19 protein-coding genes are annotated in these 20,995 nt (G+C 67.0%); 8 read left to right on the top strand and 11 right to left on the bottom strand.

Annotated elements, in window-relative coordinates; genetic code table 11:
- The 5 genes from JOF48_RS14010 to JOF48_RS13990 form a co-directional block, all read right to left on the bottom strand.
- On the bottom strand, positions 1-510 hold the full coding sequence (locus JOF48_RS14010; RefSeq protein ID WP_209681633.1) for an RNA polymerase sigma factor: 510 nt from the start codon (positions 508-510) through the stop codon (positions 1-3).
- Positions 511-574: 64 nt separating this feature from the next.
- Positions 575-1,063, bottom strand: coding sequence for a hypothetical protein (locus JOF48_RS14005; protein ID WP_209681632.1), 489 nt, complete (start codon positions 1,061-1,063; stop codon positions 575-577).
- A 340-nt stretch (positions 1,064-1,403) separates the two neighbouring features.
- Positions 1,404-1,784, bottom strand: a complete 381-nt coding sequence (locus tag JOF48_RS14000; RefSeq protein WP_209681630.1) for a DUF4282 domain-containing protein — start codon at positions 1,782-1,784, stop codon at positions 1,404-1,406.
- A gap of 184 nt (positions 1,785-1,968) precedes the next feature.
- Positions 1,969-3,081, bottom strand: a complete 1,113-nt coding sequence (locus tag JOF48_RS13995; RefSeq protein ID WP_209681628.1) for a branched-chain amino acid aminotransferase — start codon at positions 3,079-3,081, stop codon at positions 1,969-1,971.
- Positions 3,082-3,197: 116 nt separating this feature from the next.
- On the bottom strand, positions 3,198-4,286 hold the full coding sequence (locus JOF48_RS13990) for a 3-isopropylmalate dehydrogenase (protein WP_209681627.1): 1,089 nt from the start codon (positions 4,284-4,286) through the stop codon (positions 3,198-3,200).
- Between the two features lie 315 nt (positions 4,287-4,601).
- On the opposite strand from JOF48_RS13990, the gene JOF48_RS13985 reads away from it, so the two are divergent.
- From JOF48_RS13985 to JOF48_RS13975, 3 genes are all read left to right on the top strand, one after another.
- On the top strand, positions 4,602-5,921 hold the full coding sequence (locus tag JOF48_RS13985; RefSeq protein WP_245346547.1) for a sensor histidine kinase: 1,320 nt from the start codon (positions 4,602-4,604) through the stop codon (positions 5,919-5,921).
- Positions 5,922-5,924: 3 nt separating this feature from the next.
- Positions 5,925-6,632, top strand: a complete 708-nt coding sequence (locus JOF48_RS13980; RefSeq protein WP_209681626.1) for a response regulator — start codon at positions 5,925-5,927, stop codon at positions 6,630-6,632.
- A 131-nt stretch (positions 6,633-6,763) separates the two neighbouring features.
- Entirely contained in the window at positions 6,764-6,943 is a 180-nt protein-coding gene (locus tag JOF48_RS13975; RefSeq protein WP_209681624.1) for a LuxR C-terminal-related transcriptional regulator, read from the top strand.
- Between the two features lie 125 nt (positions 6,944-7,068).
- Here JOF48_RS13975 and JOF48_RS13970 read toward each other — a convergent pair whose 3' ends face one another.
- The 3 genes from JOF48_RS13970 to JOF48_RS13960 form a co-directional block, all read right to left on the bottom strand.
- Positions 7,069-7,512 carry an SRPBCC family protein gene (locus JOF48_RS13970; protein ID WP_209681623.1) on the bottom strand — a complete coding sequence of 148 codons (444 nt, stop codon included), beginning with the start codon at positions 7,510-7,512 and terminating at the stop codon, positions 7,069-7,071.
- Between the two features lie 86 nt (positions 7,513-7,598).
- Positions 7,599-8,831, bottom strand: coding sequence for an aminotransferase class V-fold PLP-dependent enzyme (locus JOF48_RS13965; protein WP_209681621.1), 1,233 nt, complete (start codon positions 8,829-8,831; stop codon positions 7,599-7,601).
- A gap of 200 nt (positions 8,832-9,031) precedes the next feature.
- On the bottom strand, positions 9,032-9,649 hold the full coding sequence (locus JOF48_RS13960) for an ATP-binding protein (protein WP_209681620.1): 618 nt from the start codon (positions 9,647-9,649) through the stop codon (positions 9,032-9,034).
- A gap of 272 nt (positions 9,650-9,921) precedes the next feature.
- Between JOF48_RS13960 and JOF48_RS13955 the strand changes: the two genes are divergently transcribed.
- Both JOF48_RS13955 and JOF48_RS13950 read left to right on the top strand, forming a co-directional pair.
- Positions 9,922-11,043: a winged helix DNA-binding domain-containing protein gene (locus JOF48_RS13955; protein WP_209681619.1), complete on the top strand. Its 1,122-nt coding sequence runs from the start codon at positions 9,922-9,924 to the stop codon at positions 11,041-11,043.
- Between the two features lie 104 nt (positions 11,044-11,147).
- A complete protein-coding gene (locus tag JOF48_RS13950) occupies positions 11,148-11,327 on the top strand; it encodes a hypothetical protein (RefSeq protein ID WP_209681618.1) in 180 nt (59 codons plus the stop codon).
- Positions 11,328-11,361: 34 nt separating this feature from the next.
- Here JOF48_RS13950 and JOF48_RS13945 read toward each other — a convergent pair whose 3' ends face one another.
- Positions 11,362-12,462 (bottom strand): class I SAM-dependent methyltransferase, encoded by a 1,101-nt coding sequence (locus JOF48_RS13945; RefSeq protein WP_209681617.1) that lies wholly within the window; start codon positions 12,460-12,462, stop codon positions 11,362-11,364.
- A 251-nt stretch (positions 12,463-12,713) separates the two neighbouring features.
- Between JOF48_RS13945 and JOF48_RS13940 the strand changes: the two genes are divergently transcribed.
- The 3 genes from JOF48_RS13940 (at position 12,714) to JOF48_RS13930 (ending at position 17,284) form a co-directional block, all read left to right on the top strand.
- Positions 12,714-13,466, top strand: a complete 753-nt coding sequence (locus JOF48_RS13940; protein ID WP_209681616.1) for an ABC transporter ATP-binding protein — start codon at positions 12,714-12,716, stop codon at positions 13,464-13,466.
- A 3-nt stretch (positions 13,467-13,469) separates the two neighbouring features.
- Complete coding sequence (locus tag JOF48_RS13935) at positions 13,470-15,971, top strand: ABC transporter permease (protein ID WP_209681615.1); 2,502 nt, start codon at positions 13,470-13,472, stop codon at positions 15,969-15,971.
- A gap of 296 nt (positions 15,972-16,267) precedes the next feature.
- The gene (locus tag JOF48_RS13930) at positions 16,268-17,284 is read left to right on the top strand and encodes a type IV toxin-antitoxin system AbiEi family antitoxin domain-containing protein (protein WP_209681614.1); all 1,017 of its coding nucleotides are present in this window, start codon (positions 16,268-16,270) and stop codon (positions 17,282-17,284) included.
- 79 nt (positions 17,285-17,363) lie between these two features.
- Here the strand turns inward: JOF48_RS13930 and metG are convergent, their stop codons facing one another.
- Together metG and serA are read right to left on the bottom strand one after the other, a co-directional pair.
- On the bottom strand, positions 17,364-18,941 hold the full coding sequence (gene metG / locus JOF48_RS13925; protein ID WP_209681612.1) for a methionine--tRNA ligase: 1,578 nt from the start codon (positions 18,939-18,941) through the stop codon (positions 17,364-17,366).
- Between the two features lie 137 nt (positions 18,942-19,078).
- On the bottom strand, positions 19,079-20,674 hold the full coding sequence (gene serA, locus JOF48_RS13920) for a phosphoglycerate dehydrogenase (RefSeq protein ID WP_209681610.1): 1,596 nt from the start codon (positions 20,672-20,674) through the stop codon (positions 19,079-19,081).
- Positions 20,675-20,995 lie beyond the last annotated feature (321 nt).

Below are 20,995 nucleotides of genomic sequence, written 5' to 3'. Positions count from 1 at the left end.
TCAATCCCTCCCGGTGGGGCGGAGCCGTTGGGGCAGCGCCAGTTCAAAAGACTTCCGGGCCCGGTGCAGCCGGACCCTCGCTGTGGCCTCCCGGCAGGCAAGCACCGTGGCGATTTCCGCCAGTGTGAGCCCTTCCCAATAACTCAGGAGCAGGATTTCCCGGTCCTTGTCCCTCAGCTTTTCCAGGGCTGCCGCGATGGCGGCCCTGGATCCGTCGTCACCGCCGCCCTGGGCATTGAGGCGTTCACTTTCACGAAGCCTGTCCTGCAGCTGCGCGGCCCGGGCCCTGCGGCGGTACTCGTTGCCGATCAGGTTCCTGGCCACATTGAGAAGCCAGCCGATGGACGGATCGGGCTCGACGCCGGATTTCTGCCAGGCGATCCGGAAGACATCCGCGGTGATCTCCTCGGCGGCCTGGTCCGAAGAAATCCGGCGTCTGACATAGCCCAGCACGCGCGGGCTGAAAGCCTCATAAAGTGCCAGAAAGCTGTCCTGCTGTGTCTGCGGCACCGGATCCCTCCATCCGTCGTCCTCGTTCACCAGTCTGGTGCAGCCGCGGGGCGGCCGCCACGGTTCAGCAAATGGTGCTGGTGCCCCAGCCTTCACGGAACAGGCTGGTGGTGTTCGATATCTGCCACATCACTGCCACGCAGCTGTTTCCCGGAGCATATTTCTGCAAGGTGGCGTCATTGCTGCCCGCGCCGACGCTGGTTTCAAAGGACGCGCTGCCGCCATCGTGGTCGAAGAGAACGACCCTGTAGGAGTTGCCGGGCGTGAACCCGTACACATTGACCCAGTTGGTGCCGCACGCCGGTGAGTAAACCAACTGGGCCAGGCCCTGGACCTCGTCGTAGACGTCATTGTGCATGCCCCAGGACGTCACCACATGGGCTCCGATGTGGCACCCGGTGGACACGGGGTCGGTGCCCTCAAGCGGGTGGGCGGCCAGGGTCGGCTGCTGGACGGGGTCCGGGCCGGAGGCCTGGTCCGCCGTGGCACCGGCCGGCACTGCCAGTCCCCCTGCCGCCAAAATTGCCGCCGCCGCGGCTGTTCGCATCCACATGGCCATCCTCCTGTTGCCTCAGCTGCCTGTCCGAACGGCCGGTAAATGCCGCCATACCCCCATAGTTTCCGGATCCGGCCCGGACGTTACAGCCCTGTCCAATTCGGCGGCGCCCAGGTGCCGGGCCACAGTGTGGCGGCGGTGCACTACCACCGGCAGAACCGGGTCCCGGGCGTCTTGACCGTGCCGTCACCGGGCCCGACGGCGGAGCTGCCGCTTCCGGCGGAGGCCGCGCGCCGCCGTCGTGCTTCAGGCAGGGCAGGCTCCCCAAAACGGACAATGGCCCCCAAATCACCCTGTGTGGGGTGTTTTGGGGGCCACTTCTGTGAACTGGCGGCAGTTAGAACTGCGGCGGCGCCGGGGGAAGATCCTGCGGTGCCGGCGGGTAGTTGGGCGGCGTGCCCTGCTGTGCGGTGGGGTAGTTCCCGCCCTGGAGGCGCACCAGCTCTGCCGTGTTTTCCGCGGTGCGGATGGTGGCGATGAGCGATTCCAGGCCCACGCGGGCCAGGACCAGGTAGAACACGGCGAGCAGCGGGCCCACGATCACCAGGACAAACAGGCCCAGCCCGATGCCCTCGCTGAACGCGGCAATGACGCCGATCAGGTAGGACAGCGCCACCACCACGATCTGCACAATGTAAACAATGCGGGCAACGCTGGGCGCCACAAACCGCGTAAACGACAAGTCGAACAGTTCTTTCACAATTCCCCCTACAGTCATTTCACCAATGAATACCCCAAGTTCACCACGGCCGCCCAAGCCGGGGGCGGTGCCCCGCCGTCCGGCGTAACAAAAATGCGCCCGTTCCCCCTAAATGCGCCCGGACGTCGGGGCGCATTTAGGGGGAACGGGCGCATAAAACGGGCGGCCGCCGCAAGGCAGGCGGGGGCGCCGCGGACGGGGGCTACGCCAGGCGGGTCAGCCAGCCGTGCAGGTCCTCGATGACACCGGTCTGGATGCCGACCAGCTGCTCGCGGATCGCGGCCGTGACCTCGCCGATGCCCTGGGCAGGCGAGGCAATGGTGCCCTCGGCCGTCTTCAGCTCGCCGATCGGGGTGATGACTGCCGCCGTGCCGCAGGCAAACACCTCGGTGATCTCGCCGGAGGCAACGCCGGAACGCCATTCGTCGATCGTGATCTTGCGTTCCTGAACCTTCAACCCGCGGTCTGCGGCAAGCTGCATGACCGAGGAACGGGTGATCCCATGCAGGATGTGCCCGTTGAGTTCCGGGGTGACGAGCGTGCCGTCCTTGAACACGAAGAAGATGTTCATGCCGCCGAGCTCTTCCACCGCGTTGTCGTTGTGCGGATCCAGGAACAGCACCTGCTTGCAGCCGTTGGCCTCGGCCTCCATCTGGGCCGCCAGCGATGCGGCGTAGTTCCCGCCGCACTTGGCCTCTCCTGTGCCGCCCTCGCCGGCGCGGGCAAAGCTGGTGGTGAGCCAGATGGAGACGGGCTTGAGCTCGCCGCCGAAGTAGTTTCCGGCCGGCGATGCGATCACGCGGTAGGAGACCTCGCGGGCCGGGCGCACGCCCAGGAATGCCTCGGTGGCAATCATGAACGGGCGCAGGTACAGGGCGTCGCCGTCGCGCGAGGGCACCCAGTCCTGGTCCGCCTGCACCAGCTGGCGCAGCGATTCCAGGAATGTCTCCGGCGGCAGCTCCGGCAGGGCCAGGCGGCGGGCGGAGGCGTTCAGGCGTGCGGCGTTGGCCTCGGCGCGGAACGTCCAGATCGAGCCGTCGGCGTGGCGGTACGCCTTCATGCCCTCGAAAATCTCCTGGCCGTAGTGCAGCACTGCCGCGGCCGGATCCATCTGGATGGGCCCGTACGGTTCAATGCGCGCATTCGACCACCCGCCCTGCCCGTCCGCGTCGACCTTGAAATCCACCACGGCCGTGTGGTCGGTGAAATAGTCGCCGAAACCGGGATCGGCCAAAATGGCTTCACGCTCGGCCGGGCTCTTCGGGTTCTGGTTCAGCTGCTGCGAAAAGCTCAGTTCGCTGGCGATCTGGGTCATGCTTCCTCCACAATTTTCTGCCCTGGCAAGTGTCCGGACGCCGCCCCGTGGCGGTGGCTCGTGCCGGCACTCACACGTATTGACTCCAAGCCTACTCCGGGACGCGGACGACGGCGTTAGAGGGATTGCGCGATGGCGTCGCCAATGGCGCTGGTTGGCCTGGGGGACGAGGCATCGCGGGTGGCGATGTCGGCGGCGACGGCAGATTCGATCTTGGTGGCCGCGCCGTGGTGGCCCAGGTGGTGCAGGAGCAGTGCCGCGGACAGGATGGCCGCCGTGGGGTCTGCCTTTTGTTGGCCCGCAATGTCTGGTGCGGAGCCGTGGACGGGTTCAAACATGGACGGAGCTGTGCGGTCCATGTTGATGTTGCCGGATGCGGCCAGGCCGATGCCGCCGGTGACGGCTGCGGCCAGGTCGGTGACGATGTCGCCGAACAGGTTGTCGGTGACGATCACGTCAAAGCGGGACGGGTCGGTGACCAGGAAGATCATGGCCGCGTCCACGTGCAGGTAGTCAACCGAGACCTGCGGGAATTCCTTCGCCACGGCCTCGACCGTGCGCTTCCACAGGTGGCCTGCGTAGACGAGCACGTTGTGCTTGTGCACGTAGGTCAGCTTCTTGCGGGGGCGCTCGTTGGCGCGGCGGAAGCCGTCGCGGACCAGGCGCTCGACGCCGAAGGCGGTGTTGACTGAAACTTCCGTGGCAACCTCGTGCGGGGTGCCCTTGCGCAGCACGCCGCCATTGCCGACGTAGGGGCCCTCGGTGCCTTCGCGGACGACAACGAAATCAATGGTGCCGGGGTTCGCCAAAGGCGAGGGAACGCCGTCGTACAGGAAAGAAGGGCGCAGGTTGACGTAGTGGTCCAGGCTGAAGCGCAGCTTGAGCAGCATCTCGCGCTCGATCAGGCCCGAGGGGATGGACGTGTCGCCGGGGGCCGCGCCGACAGCACCGAAGAGGATGGCGTCGTGTCCGCGCAGGGCTTCGATGGTGGATTCGGGGAGCGTTTCGCCGGTGGCCAGCCAGTGCTCGGCGCCGAGCTTGTAGTCGGTGAGCTTGAGCTCGAGGCCATCTGACGCGGTCACGGCCTGCAGGACCTTGACGGCCTCGGCGGTGACTTCGGGGCCGATCCCATCGCCGGCGATGACGGCAATGTCGATCGCGGAGGGGGCGGGTGCGTTAACTGCAGTGTCATTCGATGCGCTCATGGATTCAGCCTACGAAACCATCCACATGATGGGCAAAGCATCTCACTATTTGAGACTTGATGGGGTGCTTGCGGGGCGGTTGCCAGGCGGCGGGGTTGAGGCAGCAGAAGACACCAAGCAGCTGGCTCAGCCGGACGGCGTGTCCACCAGACCCCGCTCCCCCGCCCAGACCCCGCTCCCCCGCCCCGGCAGAATCCGCGCCCTTGCACCTGCGCCCTGCAGCCCTGCCGCGCCTGTGGCCCGGAACACGCCGGAATCTCCACCCGCGGCACGATGCTGGCGCCCACCGCACAGCCTAAGGTTGAAGGTGTGATCATGCATTCCATCTACGACTGGTTCCGGCGGCACCGCTTTGCCGTGGACTTTGTCCTGATGTCCGTGCTGTGGCTCGTGGTGATCCCTTTCAGCCTCGCCGACGGCGGCTACTCCAGCACCCTGCTCGACATGCTCGTGGCGGGCACCTTCGCCACGGCGCTGATAGTGCCGCTGGCCTGGCGCCGCACCCGCACCGTCATGGCCGGCTCCATCATCGCCGGCGTTGCCATCGCGCAGTGGGCTCTCAATGTACAGCCCCTGCCGGCCGACATCGCGGTACCTCTGGTTGTCTACGCCCTGGCCGCATTCGGCCCCCGCTGGGCAAGCCTGAGCGGCCTGGCCCTGGCCCTGCTCGGCGCCATCATGCTGGTCACGCGCTACTTCTACGAATTCTCCACCATCAGCCTGAGCGACCTGCCCTACACCGTCATCACGGTCCTGATGGTCTGGGTGCTGGTGCTGTTCAGCTGGACCTCCGGCGACCTCACCCGCACCAAGCGGCTGCGCGAGCAGGCCCTCTCCGACCGCGCCCACCGCCTGGAAATTGAGGCCCAGCATGAGCGCGAGCTGGCCGCCAGCGACGAGCGCGCCCACATCGCCCGCGAGATGCACGACATCGTGGCCCACTCCCTCTCCGTCATCATCACCCAGGCCGACGGCGCCCGCTACGCCTCCGTGGCCAACCCCGAGATCGCACCCGAAACGCTCGCCACGATCGCCGCCACGGGCCGGTCGTCCCTGCAGGAAATGCGCCGCCTGCTGGGCGTGCTGCGCGGCGGCGACGAAGCATCCACACGCCCCCTTCCCGGCTTGGGCGACCTCGACGAACTCCTCCTCGGCACCCGCGCCGCCGGCCTGCCGGTCGACTTCAGCGCACTCGGCGACCCCCGGCGCCAGCTCCCGCCCGGAGCCGAGCTCACCGCGTACCGCGTGGTCCAGGAGGGCCTGACCAACGTCATGAAGCACGCCGGCCCCAACGTCACCGCCTCCGTGGCGCTCGCCTGGAACGCCCGCGGCCTGGAGATCACGGTCCGCGACGACGGCCGCGGCGCCACCGCCGCCCTCGCCACGGCACCGGTCCCGCGCGTCCCGTCCCCCAAGGTTCCCGCCATGTCCGCGCCGGCCGGCACCAAGGCAGAGTCCGACGTCGGCCATCACCCGGGCGCCCGGCCCACCGATGCGGTCCCCGCCCAAGGCGGCGGAAACGGCCTGCGCGGCATGTCCGAGCGGGTGCGGCTGTATGAGGGCACGCTGTCGGCGGGCCCGGTGGCGGGCGGCGGTTTTGGCATTGCAGTTTTCATCCCCTATTCGGAGCATTGATTCATGAGCACTCTTTCCCCCATCCGCGTGGCCCTGGTGGACGACCAGCAGCTGGTCCGGTCCGGCTTTGGCATGCTGATCAATTCCCAGCCCGACCTCGAGGTGGTGCTGCAGGCCGGCAACGGCATCGAGGCGCTGGCCGGGCTCGCCGCGACCGCCGCCGACGTGGTGCTCATGGACGTGCGCATGCCCGGGATGGACGGGCTCGAGACCACGCGGCGGCTCATGGAGCGGACCAAGGCGGCGCCTTCCGGGTCGTGGCTGTCGGAGCTGAAGATCGTGGTGCTGACCACGTTCGACCTGGATGAGTACGCCCTTGCGGCCATCCAGGCCGGGGCCAGCGGCTTCCTGCTCAAGGACGCGCCGCCGGAGGAACTGCTCGGAGCCATCCGGACGGTATTTGCCGGGGACGCGGTGATTGCGCCCTCCACCACGCGGCGGCTGCTGGACCATGTTGCGCCCATGCTGTCCGCGCCGAGCCCGGCCAACGACGCCAACGCCGCCGCCGTCGCCTCGCTGACCGCGCGCGAGCACGAGGTGTTTGTGCTGATCGCCAACGGCCTCTCCAACCCCGAGATCGCGGCACAGCTGTTCGTCTCCGAGGCCACGGTCAAGACGCACGTGGGGCACATCCTGGCCAAGCTCAACGCCCGCGACCGCGTGCAAGTGGTTGTCATCGCGTACGAGACAGGCATCGTCACCCCGCGCTGACCCCGCCCGTCGCCCGCGCGCCCGCCACGGGCCCTCCAGCCACCCTTCCGATGCTCTTCAAACGCCGCGGTCAAACGCCGCATCAGATATGCCGCATTTTTCACGATCCCCGCATCATGTAAGTCGCTGTCTTGGCGAACGCGGCATCACCTGCAGCCGGCTATTCCAACTCAGAGATCGGGGCCAGGCTGTTCCTGGTGGAAGGCACCGTCAAGGGCCATGTCAGCTCCATCCTGATCAAGCTGGGTGCGCGCAACCGTGTGCAGGCAGCCGTCATGGCGTACCAAGGTGGCGTTGTCCCCCAGGGTTAGGCAATGGCGGATTCCGCCGCCCGCGTCCACGGCGTGCCAACCGCTGCTGGGGGTGTCGCTTCCAGTGCGGTGGCCCGGATGACGACAGTGCGGAGGACGGCGCCCAACCAGTGGACAGGGCCGAATTACCCTTGTGTGAGGTGCCGGTTTCTCGTCTCAATCAGCCTCTGCATATAGCGGGCCAGGACCAGCTTTTCGACGAGAAGCCCGATCCCGCCAAAGGGTGCTGCGAACTCAATGCGATCAATCATTGTGGTTCCGCCTGAATCCTGCCTGAACTCGTGGACGTGACGGAACCTCAGGAATGGGCCCTTGACCTGCTCATCGGTAAATGAATTGGGAATTTCCATTTGTGTTATCCGACTCGTCATTCGCATCGGCACCCCAAAATGCCAAGCCCGCCAGGTCACTTCCTCCCCCAAAGAAATGAAGCCAGAGGTGACGCCAGCCACGGCCTTTTCACGAGCATGCGACATCGAGTCTTTATGGGCATCAATGCTGCGGGCAAGGTCAAACAGCTGTGCTTGCGGCATGCTGGTCCGCGTGGTGCGCACGAAGGAGACTGTCATGGTCAGAGTATGTCAGGTGGCTTGTTCCTGGCCGAATCGCCCTCAAGCGAGAGCTGGCCGGGGACCTGCTGACAACTTCCAGCCCCTCAGGGCTGCGTCCGGGCCCGCCCTGCCCGCGCCAGCCGCACCAGCTCCGGGACGGCGCGCTCGGCAAACGCCTCGTAGTCTGCCGGGGTGTTGTAAAGGTGGGCCGAGAGCCGAAGGTAGCCCACGCCGTCGAACTGGGTAATGGCAGTCTCAAAACCCAGCGAGCCTGACAGCATGGTGCGGATGGCCCCGACATCGGCCCCGGGCCACGGCAGGCCGTCCGGCAGCCGGACCAGGCGCAGCGGCCCCACGGGCATGCCCACCTCGACCGCCGCCGGCACGCCGTCGAGGGCGGCAAAGGCCTGGGCAATCACGTCCGCCCCGTAGCCGGCCAGCTGGGCGGCGTAACTGCGGAAGGTGTCCCAGCCAAAGCGTTCCCCGATGCTCTCCAGCGATGCCGACGCAGCCAGCCACGGCGTCACATCCTGTGTCCCCACGTGGTCAAAGCTGTCCGGGAACGCGTGCGGATAGCCCCATGAATCGATGAGCGGGCGGAGGTGTTCCCGGAAGGGGCCGCGGGCCACAAGCGCGGCGGTCCCCCTCGGTGCACAGGAAAATTTGTGCAGGTTGCCGATCCAAAATCCGTCAACGTCCGGCACGGGGCTGGCCAAAACGCCCGGTGCATGGGCGCCGTCCACCAGCACAGGGACGCCGAGCTCCTTCGCCGCGGCGGCAATTTCCTCCACGGGCAGGCGGCGGGCCGTGGCCGAGGTGATCTGGTCCACGACGATCAGCCCCGTGCGCCCGCCCACCTGTTCCATGACTCGTTCGACGGCGAGGGCCGCGTCCGCGTCCAGCGGCACCTCGGCGGTGCGCACCAGGCCGTTGTGCCTCCGTGCGATGCGCCGGGCACCTTCCGTGACGGCGCCGTAGCCGTGGTTGGTGACCACGATCTCCACGCCGTCGCGGAACGGCAGGGAGTTGTACACGGCGCTGGCACCCGCGCTGGCATTGGTGACCAGGGCGAGGTCGCCGGCCCGGACCCGCAGGTGCTCCGCGATGCCAGCCCGCGCAGCGGCCAGCCTCGCCGGCTGCCCCTTGAACCAGGTGCACGGGTTGGCCTCCATCTCGCGGCGCAACTCAAGGGCGCGCTCCTGCGCAACCCGGGGAACGGCGCCAAAGGATCCGTGGTTCAGGTGTATGGAGTCCGGCGCCAGGGTCCAGTCGGCAACGGCCGGTTCCCCTTCCGGAGTCAGCACGGAGGACGGGGCGGTTGGCGCGGTACTGGGCACGGCTGGCTTTCGCTCGAACGGATGGAGGCTGCAGGCTGGCCCACATCAAGGCAGAAGCCGGCATTGTCGATTAATCCTACGTCGTCCCCGCCGGCTGCCGGTGGAACGCCAAGGCACGCCCCGGGCACGACGGCGCCCCGTCACCTGCGCGCTGCGGCCGCAGTCGCCGGCGGTTCGCTGGAAGGCGGGCTGCGCCGTCGTCAATCCTGGCGGAAGCGCCACTCCAGCTGCGGCCAGGCACGGGACAGGCGCTGCAGGGTCTCCCGCTCCGGCGGAATCCCGCCGGGAACCTCCCGGCCCGGCATGAAGCGGACCGTTGTGCCGGTGGTGCCGTCGGCGGGGACGGGAAGCAGGGCGGCCGGAACACCCCGTTCGTAGCGCTGCGTCCACGAGCCGTCCAGGCGGCGGTTGGTGTGGACCAGCCAGGTGCTCAGCGCCGACACGACGGACATGCCTCGGCGCGCGAACCCGTCCGGGAGCATCTCGGAGGCGGGGCCGTCGAAGAAACGCAGGTCCTTCGTGGACATGACGGGCTTCTTGACGGGCTGGCCGGAGGCATCCAGGCGCGTGTCGGTGCCGCGGCCGTCATCGGCGACTGACCAGGAGCCGTCGGCATGCGCCGTGACGGTGCAGAGCCCCCGGGCCCCGCGGTCCTCGGCCTCATCCACGGGGTGGGCCGCCACTTCCAGCAGCAGGTGCCACACCCCTCCGGGTGCGTACCGGCCCGGGTCCGCCGCGATCGAGGCCAGGTGCGCGGTGTCGACGGCCGCGGCCCAGTCGTGGGTGGTGTTGGTCCAGGGGTTCGGCGAGATGGCCATGCCCCAGTCTATAAAATCTCCCTTGTTCCCTTCCTGGGGCACGACGGCGGGAAGCCAGCTTTTCGGCAAAGAGGCTGCCCTCCCGCCGCCGTGCCCTGGCGTGGGACTTCGCAGGCGTTGGCGAAAAACACGGCACAACCCCTACTGATGCGGCGTTGGCCGTATGTGGCACTTATGTGATGCGGCGTCGGAGAAAAACGCGACTTATGTGATGCGGCGTCGGAAGGGGAGGCGGCGCGGGCCTGGACGGCGCCCGGGGCTACGCTTGGTGTGTGCCACAGACCTTGAGCCGCGCAGAGGCCATCTCGCTGCGCATGCACCGCCACAACCTGTGGTCGCCCCTGCCTGCGAGCGCCGGCGGCGTGGTCGAGCGCCATGTCGCCATGCAGGCGCAGGACTATGCCTACGCCTTGTGGGGCATGGCACGGCGCAGGCTGCCCACGGCGGAAGGCAACAGGGCCGCGGACCTCGCGTCCGCCGTCGACCGCGGCGAGATCCTGCGCACCCACGTGCTGCGGCCCACCTGGCATTTTGTGTCGCCGGCCGACGCACGGTGGCTGCTTGAACTCACGGCCCCGCACGTGCACCGCACGAACAAGCTGTATTACGGCAAGTCCGGGCTGGACGGGCAAACCCTGTCCGCGGCGCATGGCGTGCTGGCTGCGGAGCTGGCCAATGGCCGCCACCGCACGCGCCGGCAGTTGCAGGATGCCCTGGTGCGCTCGGGCATCGAGGCGTCGGGCATCCGGCTCAGCTACATCTTGATGCATGCCGAGCTGGAGCGGCTGGTGATCAGCGGCGCTTCCCAGGGCAGGCAGCGCGGCTATGCCCTGTTCGACGAGCGCGTTCCCGGCCATGTGCCCGGCGCACCCGCGGACCGGGACGGTGCGTTGAAGGCCCTCGCGGAACGGTACCTTGGCACGCGCGGGCCGGTGGGTGTCAAGGATTTTGCCGTGTGGAGCGGCCTGCCCATGGCCGATGCCCGTGCCGGCGTGGTGTCGGCGGTGGAGGCATCCCCCAGACGTTTTGAGCCCTGCGTGGTGGACGGCATGTCCCTGTGGTGGGAACCGTCGGGAGTGATTCCTGCACCGGCGGCTCCGCGGGTGGACCTGCTCCAGTGTTATGACGAGTATGTGATGTCGTACTTTGAGTCGAAGCCGCTGATCTTCATGCAGGCAGGGCCCGGCCCTGCTCCGGCAGCCGCCTTCTACCACCCGGTGCTCATCGACGGGGTGATCGCGGGCACGTGGAAATATGCCCCCTCCCCCGGTGCTGCCCGGGTCCTGGTGGCTCCCCTGCGGCACCTTGCCACCGCGGAACGGCTGGCAGTCGAAGCGGCAGCTGCGGATTTCTCCGCCTTCCACGGGCTGCCCGGCGCGCTGGAGTGGGTGTAACGCACGGGCACAGTTGGCCCCGGACCGGTTCGAACAATACCCCCGGGGTATGTAGACTGGTCAGTAAATATACCCCCTAGGGTATTCAGGTCTAAGGAGAACCCATGTGCCGAGCCGTTAATTGCAAGAGCTGCAACAAGACCACCTGGGCCGGTTGCGGCAACCACGTGGATGCCGTCATGGCCAACGTTGCCCGGGCAGACCGCTGCAGCTGCGACCGCAACGCACCCAAGGCGCCCGCTGCCTCCTCCGGCAACTGGTTCAGCCGCCTGTTCGGAAAATAGCCGCCTTCGGAAGCGTCCGGCGAAGGAACCGTCGCTACAAATGCAGGCGGTAAAAACGGAACACCGCGAACCCCTTGATGGGGAGGCGCTCCACGGATGAAAAGCCTGCAGCCGCTGCATACCCTTCCAGCACCGGCGCCCTCATGACCGTTCCAGTGCCCGCCGACCCCGGCGTGGACAGGCTGTCGGGCAGGCAGATGAACAGGCTGTAGGCGTACATGAGCCGTTCCAGTTCGTCCGCGTCGGGAGCAAAGGCATCGGCGACGGCCTCGTCCATGACCACCACCACGCCGTCGGGCTTCACCATGGCACGGACGGAGGCCAGCACCTGCACGGGAAACGGCATGTCGTGCAGCGCCTCAAAGATGAAGACGGCGTCCTGGCTGGCGGGTGCCACGGGATCCGCCGCGTCGGCAATGCGGAACGTGGCCCGGCCCTCCAGGCCGCTGCGGCGGGCGTGCTCCCGTGCCCACTCGATGGAGGGCCCGTCAATGTCGATTCCGACGACGGCGGCCCCCGGGTAGGCCCTGGCCAGCGCCAGCGTGGACCAGCCGCAGCCGGCACCCAGGTCGGTGATGCGCGCGCCCGGCCGCGACAGCACCTCATGGATGGCCGGTGCCGATGCCAGGGCCGGGCCCAGCCGCTTTTCAAACCACGGCCGGTTGCCGTCGAACTGGGCCTCGCGCGCCTCGTCGCCAATCTCCGCCCAGCCAACGCCGCCGCCATGCCGGTAGGCCTGCAGCAGGTCCGGCAGTTGGGCCACCCCGGCCCGGAGCATCCGCACCATCGGCAGCACCGCCGAGAGCGAGTCCGGCTGCAGCAGCACCTCGGCCGCGCCGGGCGGCAGCGTGAACCGGCGGGCGGGCTGCCCGGCACCGCCCGGACCAGCTGGAACCACGCCAACGAATCCCGCGGCAGCCTGCTGTTCCAGCCATTCACGCGCATAGCGTTCCTGCGTTCCGGTGGCTGCCGCAAGTTCATCCGGGGACAACCCGGCACTCCCGGCCGCGTCCAGGGCTGCGTACCAGCCAAGCCCGTCGCCGAGCACAATGCTCGACAGCTCCGCGAAACCGAGCAGGGCATTGACCACCCTGTCCGAGTACGCCTCCACCACGCCGTCCGGCACCTGGACCATGGCAACAATTCTCCTCCCTGCAACGCCCCCTGAAAAGAATGACCGCGACACCGGCCTTCCCTCACCCCGGGTGGCGGCGGGCGGGCGGGTGGCGCCGCGGCGGCATCGGGCGGGCAGCGCCGCGGCGGGAGCCCGGAGCACCCCGGCGCACGGCGCCTCCACCCACGGTAGGAGGGTCCGGCGTCGAACTTCCGCCCGATATCCGACCGCGCTCCGATCCGCGCCACCCGGGCCGGAAATAGGCTGGTGCCATGACCATCACAACTGAGCACAACCAACGCACGCTGGCGGTTCAGGCCCGCGGCCTGCGCAAGACCTACGGCAAGGGCGAGACCGAGGTGACGGCCCTCAAGGGCGTGGACCTGGAGTTCCCGGCAGGGCAGTTCACCGCCATCATGGGCCCGTCGGGCTCCGGAAAATCCACGCTGATGCACTGCCTCGCAGGCCTCGACACCGTCACCGCCGGCACCATCCACCTGGGCGACACCGAGCTGACCTCGCTGAACGACAAGGATTTAACACAGCTGCGCCGCGACCGGATCGGCTTCGTTTTCCAGGCATTCAACCTGGTCCCCACGCTGACCGCCGAAGCCAACATCACCCTGCCCGTGGCGCTGGCTGGCGGCACCGTGGACAAGGAGTGGTTCACATTCATCACCTCCACGCTGGGCCTGACCGACCGACTGGCGCACAAGCCGCATGAGCTCTCCGGCGGCCAGCAGCAGCGCGTCGCCGTGGCCCGCGCCCTGCTCACCCGCCCCGACGTCATCTTCGGCGACGAGCCCACCGGCAACCTGGATTCGCGCTCCGGCGCCGAGGTCCTGGGCATGCTGCGCCGCTCCTCGCGCGAGATGGGCCAGAGCATCATCATGGTCACGCACGACCCCGTCGCCGCCTCCTATGCCGACCGCGTGGTCCTGATGAACGACGGCGCACTCGTGGGCGAACTCGAGAACCCCACCGCCGAAACCGTGCTGGCCTCGCTGGCATCGCTGGGGGCGTAGTCCATGCTGCAGGTAGCCCTGAGCCAACTTAAGACGCACTCGCGCCGCTTCATCGCCATCACGCTCGCCGTGCTGCTGGCGGTCGCGTTCCTCTCCGCCACACTGATGGTCAATGCCTCCACCGAGGCGTCGCTGAAGGCGTCCATCGGGCAGGCATACTCCACCGCCGACCTCGTCATCTCACCTCCCGGCAACGAGCCGCTCACGACGGCGAACGCGGACTCCGCGGCCTCCTCGCCTTTGGTCTCCGCCTCCTATGCCCAGCGCATGGTCTACGTGGACAGCAGCCTCGGTTCCGCCACGGTGGCTTCCTTCATCCGCAGCGTGCCAAATGACCCCGCACTGGAATCTGTCCCCTTGAACTCCGGAGCCTGGCCTTCGCGCGAAGGCGAGATTGTGGTGGACTCGGTCACGGCTGAACGCAACTCCCTGTCCGTGGGCAGCAAGGTCACCCTGACGGGCCAGCCTGCCCCGCCCGCGGAAGGCCAGGAAGGAACCCCGGTGGAGCCGGAGGTGGCCGCGACGGTCACGGGCATTTCGGCCACGTCGAAGGATCCGCAGATGTCCGGCATGGCGCAATTTGTGGGCACCACCGCGGATGTGGAGGCGCTCGGCGCCGCAAGTCCGGGCTATGGGGCCATCCTGGTCAAGGTTGCACCCGGAGTCTCCATCTCCGACGCGAAGAACGGCCTGTCCACGGCCCTCTCGCTCCCCGTTGACTCGGTCCAGACACCGGATGAGAAGACCACAGAGATGGTTGCCGGCTTCACCGGCGGCCAGGACCAGCTGACGATTGTTCTGCTGGCCTTCGCCGGCGTGGCCCTGCTGGTCTCCGCCCTGGTGGTTTCCAACACCTTCTCGGTGCTGGTTGCCCAGCGCACCCGTGAGCTGGCGCTGCTGCGCTGCATCGGCGCCAGCCGCCGGCAGGTGCGCAACTCGGTGATGCTCGAAGCGCTTCTGGTGGGCTTCACAGCCTCCGTGCTGGGCGTGCTGTTTGCCGTGGGCACGATGGCACTCGTCCTGACGCTGCTGAGCCAGAATCCCGACTTCAGCTTCGCCACCCTGGCGGTGCCGCCGTCCGCCGTCATCGCGGGGCTTGTGGTGGGCACGCTGCTCACCGTCCTGGCCGCGCTGGTTCCTGCCCGTGCCGCGACGGCGGTTGCCCCGCTGGCAGCGCTGCGCCCGGCCGACGACATCTCGGTGCACAATTCCGGCGGGCGGCTGCGCCTGGGCATTGGCATCCTGCTGCTGCTCGCCGGCGGTGCGGGTCTGGTGTACGGCGGAATTTCAGCCAACCTGCTGATTGCCCTGCCGGCCGGCGCCGCCTCGTTTGTCGGCTTCCTCATGGCGGCCACGTTGTTCGTGCCGAAGCTGGTGTCCCTGGCCGGCAGCCTCGCCGCACCGGCCGGAGTTCCCGGAAAAATGGCCGCAGCCAACGCTGTGCGCAACCCCCGGCGGACCACGGCGACGGCGTCGGCCCTCCTCATCGGCGTCACGCTCGTGACCATGATGATGACCGGTGCCGCGACGGCCCGGCATGCCTTCGACACCGAACTGGACGCCATCTACCCTGTGGACGTCACGGTCGAGTCGTTCCCCGGCGATCCCGCCATCACCGACCAGGCCGTGGCCGCCGCCGCAGCCCTTCCCGGCGTCGAGCACATTGCCCGGCTGGAACTGGTGGGCATGGTGACGGCCGGGGACACCCAACTGCCGGCGTATGGCATTTCCGACTCGGACGCCGCGGCGCTCCTGGCCAACCCGGCCAACCGCCCCGCCGGCACGTCCGTGGTCCTGCCGTCCAGCCTCACGGCGACGACCGCAACCCTGGCGGCCGGCACGCAGACCACCAACCTGACAGCCACGCCCGGCACGAACAACGGAGGCACGGCCCTGGTGTCGCTGGGTTCCTTCACGCCGCTGGCGGCCGGAGACCCCCTGCGCACCCAGGAGGCTGCCCCGCTGTGGATCTCCGTGGACCAGTCGCTGGACACCAACGAACTGATGGACCTGCGCACGTCACTGGCTTCCGCGCTTGGCGTCAATGAGTACATGGTCTCCGGAGCCGTATTGGAGAAGGCCATGTTCAGCCAGGTCATCAACATGCTGCTGCTGGTTGTGACCGGATTGCTGGCAGTGGCCGTGTTCATTGCGCTGATTGGTGTTGCGAACACGCTGTCGCTGTCGGTGCTGGAACGAACCCGTGAGAATTCACTGCTGCGTGCGCTTGGCCTGACCCGCGGACAGTTGCGCGGCATGCTGGCGCTGGAAGCGGTGCTGATTGCGGGCGTTGCCGCCGTCATCGGCTCGGTGCTGGGCACCCTCTACGGCTGGGCCGGGGCGCAGTCGGGGCTCGGCACCTTCACCGAAGTCACCGCAGTGGTTCCGTGGGGCCAGATCGGGGCGGTTGTGCTGGTGGCTGCCGTTGCCGGGCTCCTCGCCTCCGTGGTGCCGGCACGCCGTGCGGCAAAGCTCTCCCCCGTGGAAGGCCTGGCCATGGACTAAACGATACGAACCAAGGCGTACTGCGCAGATGAAGCCGGTCCCGCGTTTTGATCCCGAAATCCCGGGGTCAGAACGCGGGACCGGCTTCATTTCTCGCCGTTTCAACGCCACCTCCCCGCCTGGCGCCCTTTTCACCCACGAGGCGCCGCCTCCGCCCCTGCACATGCCCACGACCGTGCTGTTGCATCCTCCATGTCGGCATTGTCATTCCTCCACAGCCAGCCCTACACGCCACGTTGTTCACATTCCGAACAGTGGCACTGACGGGGAGTTTGCTCCAGTGCAACGCTGAATTCATGAACAAGCCACGCCTCATATTCAGTTCCGATCTCGCCTTGACCGGCCAAGATCCCCGTTCCCTGGCAAAGCTCTGCAAGAAGGGCGTGCTCAAGCGCGTCAGGCAGGGGATCTATGTCAAGGCGTCCGAGTGGGCTTTGCTCACGCCAGCAGGCAAATACGGTTTGCAGGCCGACGCCTTCCGCCACTTGGCCCGGACAGAGCCGGTCTACTGCCACCTGACAGCGGGTCTGTTGTGGGGGCTGTGGATCGTCGGCACGCCGGAGGAACTGATGGTACGCACGGAAGTCACCACGGGCGGGCAAAGCCGCAACGGTGTCCGTCGCAAGATAGGGGCGCCAACGGACAGGGTCCTGCGCTGTGGCCAGTTCTTGATCACCGACAAACTCACCACCACCATTGCCTTGATCAGCAAGTTCGCATTTCCCGCTGCCGTCGCCGTTTGCGACTCCAGTCTGCGCCCCAAGAACCCTCGCGGACAGGTCAACACCTTTGTCCCGGCCTCGCAGGAATCCACGGCAGTAGCGGTGTGGGAAATGGACGAACCGCAAGGAGATCCGCTGACCAAGGACCTGCTCTTGGCTGCCGCGCAGCAGCTGCCCAGTCAGGCAGCCAGAGATCGAACAATCGCCGTCATCAACTTTTCCTCACCACTGTCGGGATCAGCCGGTGAGTCACTGAGCCGGGCCAAGATGTTCCAGCTTGGCTTTCCCACGCCCGTCCTGCAAAAGGAGTACCGACTCCGGGATGGCAGGAATGCTGCTGTTGATTTCTGGTTCGAGGAGCTCAATCTCGCGGGTGAATTTGATGGCAAGGCAAAGTACCTGCGCCAAGACTGGAGCGGCGGCTCCATGGAGGAACGGCTCTGGAAAGAAAAGCAGCGTGAAGACGACATCAGGAGCCAAGGAGTCAGGTTTGTGCGATGGACCTGGCGAGTGGCGTCTGACAAAAACCTGCTGGAACAGGTTCTGCGGCAGGCTGGCCTGCCACAGAAAACAAACCACAGACGCAAATGATCCCGGTCCCGCATTCTGATCCCGGGATTTCGGGGTCAGAATGCGGGAACGGGATCATTTTCACGATGCGGGCGTGAAGCTACGCCTCCTCGGCCGGCTCCTCATACTTGGGGAAGATCGGCGCCGGGGCGGGCAGGACTGTACCGGGCACCAAGGGTGCCGCAATGGCAGCGAACTGCCGAACGGCGTCGTCCTCGGTGGAACCCTGGCCCAGGACCGTCAGCAGCTTCGCGGCGGCGTCGGGCATGACCGGCTGCACCAGGATGGAGACGATGCGCAGGATCTCCAGCGTCACATAGAGCACGGTTTCCATGCGGGGCACGTCCGTCTTGCGCAGCACCCAAGGGGCCTGGTCGGCAAAGTAGGCGTTGGTGTCGCCAAGCACGTGCCAGATCTTTTCCAGCGAGCCGTGGAAGTCCTGCACCTGGTAGGCGTGGCGGGAGTGCTCCAGCAGTTCGCGGGCGGCGCCCAGGATCGCCTCATCGGCTTCCGTGAAGGCACCCGGCGTGGGCACAACGCCGTCGCAGTTCTTGGCCACCATGGACAGCGACCGCTGCGCCAGGTTGCCGAGGTTGTTGGCAAGGTCGGAGTTCATGCGGCCCACCACGGCGTCGTGGTTGTAGGAGCCGTCCGCACCGAAGGGGACCTCGCGGAGGAGGAAGAAGCGGACCTGGTCCAGGCCGTACTGGGCGACCCAGTCGGCCGGGGCCACCACGTTGCCCAGCGACTTGGACATCTTCACGCCGTTGTTGTGCAGGAAGCCGTGGATCATGACGCGCTTGGGCAGCTCGATCCCGGCGGACATGAGGAACGCGGGCCAGTAGACGGCGTGGAAGCGGGAGATGTCCTTGCCGATGATGTGCACGTCGGCCGGCCAGTACTTCTTGAACGCTTCGGAATCCACGTCGGGGTAGCCCACGCCGGTCAGGTAGTTGGTCAGGGCGTCCACCCACACGTACATGACGTGCTTGTCGTTGCCGGGGACGGGGACGCCCCAGTCGAAGGTGGTGCGGCTGACGGAGAGGTCCTCGAGGCCGCCCTTGACGAAGCTGATGACCTCGTTGAAGCGGGTGCGGGGGGCGCCGAAGTCGGGCTGGTCGGCGTAGAGCGCCAGGAGCTTGTCCTGGTAGTTGGAGAGGCGGAAGAAGTAGCTTTCCTCCTCAGTCCAGGTCAGTTCGGTGTCGGTGACCTTGGAGTAGCGCTTGCCGTCCTCGCGCAGTTCGGTCTCGTCCTCGCCGTAGTAGGCCTCGTCGCGGACCGAGTACCAGCCCTCGTACTTGCCGAGGTAGATGTCCCCGGCCTCTTCCATCTTCTTCCAGATGGCCTGCGAGGCGGCGTAGTGGTCGGCGTCCGTGGTGCGGATGAAGCGGTCGTAGGTGATGCCGAGGGCCTTGTGCGTCTCCTTGAAGATCGTGACGTTGCGGTCCACGAGCTCCTTGGGCGTCATGCCCTCCTTCTCGGCCGTCTGCGCAATCTTCATGCCGTGCTCATCCGTGCCCGTCAGGAACATCACGTCGTACCCGTCCAGGCGCTTGAAGCGTGCCATGGCGTCGGTGGCGATGTATTCGTAGGCGTGCCCGATGTGCGGATCGCCGTTCGGGTACGTGATGGCGGTGGTCAGGTAGTAAGGCGTCTTGGCCGTTTCAGAAGATGTCACCCCCCAAATTTACCGTGAACCCCGTCAAACACCGATTCGTGGCCCTTTCCATGGGCCCTCCGTACGTTAAAGTCCGACGGCGGCACCCGGGTGAGCCGAAAAACTCACCCAAGTGCCGCCGTCGTCCGTCAGAACGCTCAGTCTTCCAGGTCGACCTCGCGGGCCATGGAGGCGCCGATCTCGGCCTTGATGGCTTCGAGCAGTTCCTGCGGGACGGAGCTGTCCACAGTGATGAGGGCCAGGGCCTGGCCGCCTTCGCTGTGGCGGGCAACCTGCATGCCGGCGATGTTGACACCGTTCTCACCGAGGAGACGGCCCAGGGTGCCCACGACGCCGGGGCGGTCCGCGTAGGAGATGACCAGGAGGTGGTCGCTCATGGGGATTTCCAGCTCGTAGCCGTTGACCGCGACGATCTTCTGGATCTGCTTCGGGCCTGTCAAGGTGCCGGAGACGGAGATCTGTGAATCGTCGGACAGGGCGCCGCTGATGGTCAGCACGTTGCGGTAGTCGGCGGATTCCAGCGTGGTGATCAGGTTCGTCTTGATGCCGCGCTGCTCGGCCAGGACCGGAGCGTTGACGTAGGAGACCTGCTCGGACACGACGTCCTTGAAGACACCCTTGAGAGCGGAGAGCTCCAGGGCCTTGACGTCGAGGGCGGCAATTTCGCCGGCCACGGTGACGTCGATCTGGGTCACGGAGGCGTGGGTCAGCGCGGTGAAGATGCGGCCCAGCTTCTCGATCAGCGGGATGCCGGGGCGAACGTCGGAGGCGATGACGCCGCCAGCGACGTTCACGGCATCCGGCACCAGCTCGCCGGCCAGGGCCAGGCGCACGGACTTGGCCACGGAAATGCCGGCCTTTTCCTGTGCCTCGTCGGTGGAGGCACCCAAGTGCGGGGTGGCGATGACGTTGTCGAGTTCCAGGAAGTCGACGTCGGTGGCCGGCTCCTTGACGAACACGTCAATGCCGGCGCCGGCGATTTCGCCGTCGCGCAGGGCAATGTTCAGGGCTGCTTCGTCGATGAGTCCGCCGCGGGCCACGTTGATGACGTAGGCGCTCTTCTTCATCTTCGCGAATGCCTCGGTGCCGATCATGCCCAGCGTTTCCGGGGTGCGCGGCATGTGGATCGTGATGAAGTCGGACTGCTCCAGGAGCTCATCGAGGGAGAGCAGCTGCACGCCCAGGCTCGCGGCGCGGGCCGAGGTGACGTAGGGGTCGTATGCGACGATCTCCATGCCGAAGGCCTTGGCGCGCTCGGTGATGAGGGCGCCGATGCGGCCCAGGCCGATGATGCCCAGCTTCTTTTCCAGCAGCTCGGTGCCGGTGTACTTGGAGCGCTTCCACTCGCCGTTCTTCAGGGCGGTGCTGGCGGCCGGGATGTGGCGGGCCAGTGAGAGGATGTGGCCGATGGTCAGCTCGGCAGCGGAGACGATGTTGGAGGTCGGCGCGTTCACAACCATGACACCGGCCTGGGTTGCGGCCTTGATGTCCACGTTGTCCAGCCCCACACCGGCACGTGCAATGACCTTCAGGTTCTTCGCCGCAGCAATGGCCTCGGCATCAACCTGCGTTGCGGAGCGAACCAGGATCGCGTCGACGTCAACAATGGCGGACAGCAGTGCGGAGCGGTCTGCGCCGTCGGCCTGGCGGATCTCGAAATCGGGGCCCAGGGCCTCGATCGTGGCGGGCGAAAGTTCCTCAGCGAGGAGTACTACGGGTTTGGTGGCGCTCACCTGGTGACCTCTTTAGTTCTCGGTTGTGTTCTGGTGGGGATTTTGGTGAAGGGGCTTTGGGGTGCGATTGCATCGGCAAAACCGGTCTCCAGTTTATGGGAGAGCCCATGGCACGCCGTAACAATTGCCTCAAACAGCGACGTAAGCGACACAAATCACACGCCCTGGCGCACCCTCCGGCGTGCTGGGCTGCCAAGGAAGCACGACGGCGCCTGCCGGACCTTTGGGGTCCGGCAGGCGCCGTCCGTTCGCTGCCTCCCACTGCTCGCAAGCTCGCAGCGGGATCCTCGGCAGCTCACCTAGCTCTTGGGGTGGGTCAAC

Origin of the sequence: Arthrobacter stackebrandtii, from assembly GCF_017876675.1 — a bacterium.
In the GTDB taxonomy this organism is placed as follows: Bacteria; Actinomycetota; Actinomycetes; order Actinomycetales; family Micrococcaceae; genus Specibacter; species Specibacter stackebrandtii.
Note: the sequence above shows the minus strand (reverse complement) of the source record. Positions and strands in the feature narration are given on the sequence as shown.

What these genes read in the sequence shown, in the direction of transcription:
- JOF48_RS13940 (WP_209681616.1), top strand. Translation starts at nt 12,714, where the DNA reads ATGACCATCACAACTGAGCACAACCAACGCACGCTGGCGGTTCAGGCC.
- JOF48_RS13985 (WP_245346547.1), top strand. Translation starts at nt 4,602, where the DNA reads ATGCATTCCATCTACGACTGGTTCCGGCGGCACCGCTTTGCCGTGGAC.
- JOF48_RS13970 (WP_209681623.1), bottom strand. Translation starts at nt 7,512, where the DNA reads ATGACAGTCTCCTTCGTGCGCACCACGCGGACCAGCATGCCGCAAGCA.
- JOF48_RS14005 (WP_209681632.1), bottom strand. Translation starts at nt 1,063, where the DNA reads ATGTGGATGCGAACAGCCGCGGCGGCGGCAATTTTGGCGGCAGGGGGA.
- JOF48_RS13935 (WP_209681615.1), top strand. Translation starts at nt 13,470, where the DNA reads ATGCTGCAGGTAGCCCTGAGCCAACTTAAGACGCACTCGCGCCGCTTC.
- JOF48_RS14000 (WP_209681630.1), bottom strand. Translation starts at nt 1,784, where the DNA reads ATGACTGTAGGGGGAATTGTGAAAGAACTGTTCGACTTGTCGTTTACG.
- JOF48_RS13980 (WP_209681626.1), top strand. Translation starts at nt 5,925, where the DNA reads ATGAGCACTCTTTCCCCCATCCGCGTGGCCCTGGTGGACGACCAGCAG.
- JOF48_RS13950 (WP_209681618.1), top strand. Translation starts at nt 11,148, where the DNA reads ATGTGCCGAGCCGTTAATTGCAAGAGCTGCAACAAGACCACCTGGGCC.
- JOF48_RS13945 (WP_209681617.1), bottom strand. Translation starts at nt 12,462, where the DNA reads ATGGTCCAGGTGCCGGACGGCGTGGTGGAGGCGTACTCGGACAGGGTG.
- JOF48_RS13995 (WP_209681628.1), bottom strand. Translation starts at nt 3,081, where the DNA reads ATGACCCAGATCGCCAGCGAACTGAGCTTTTCGCAGCAGCTGAACCAG.
- JOF48_RS13930 (WP_209681614.1), top strand. Translation starts at nt 16,268, where the DNA reads ATGAACAAGCCACGCCTCATATTCAGTTCCGATCTCGCCTTGACCGGC.
- JOF48_RS13990 (WP_209681627.1), bottom strand. Translation starts at nt 4,286, where the DNA reads ATGAGCGCATCGAATGACACTGCAGTTAACGCACCCGCCCCCTCCGCG.
- JOF48_RS13960 (WP_209681620.1), bottom strand. Translation starts at nt 9,649, where the DNA reads ATGGCCATCTCGCCGAACCCCTGGACCAACACCACCCACGACTGGGCC.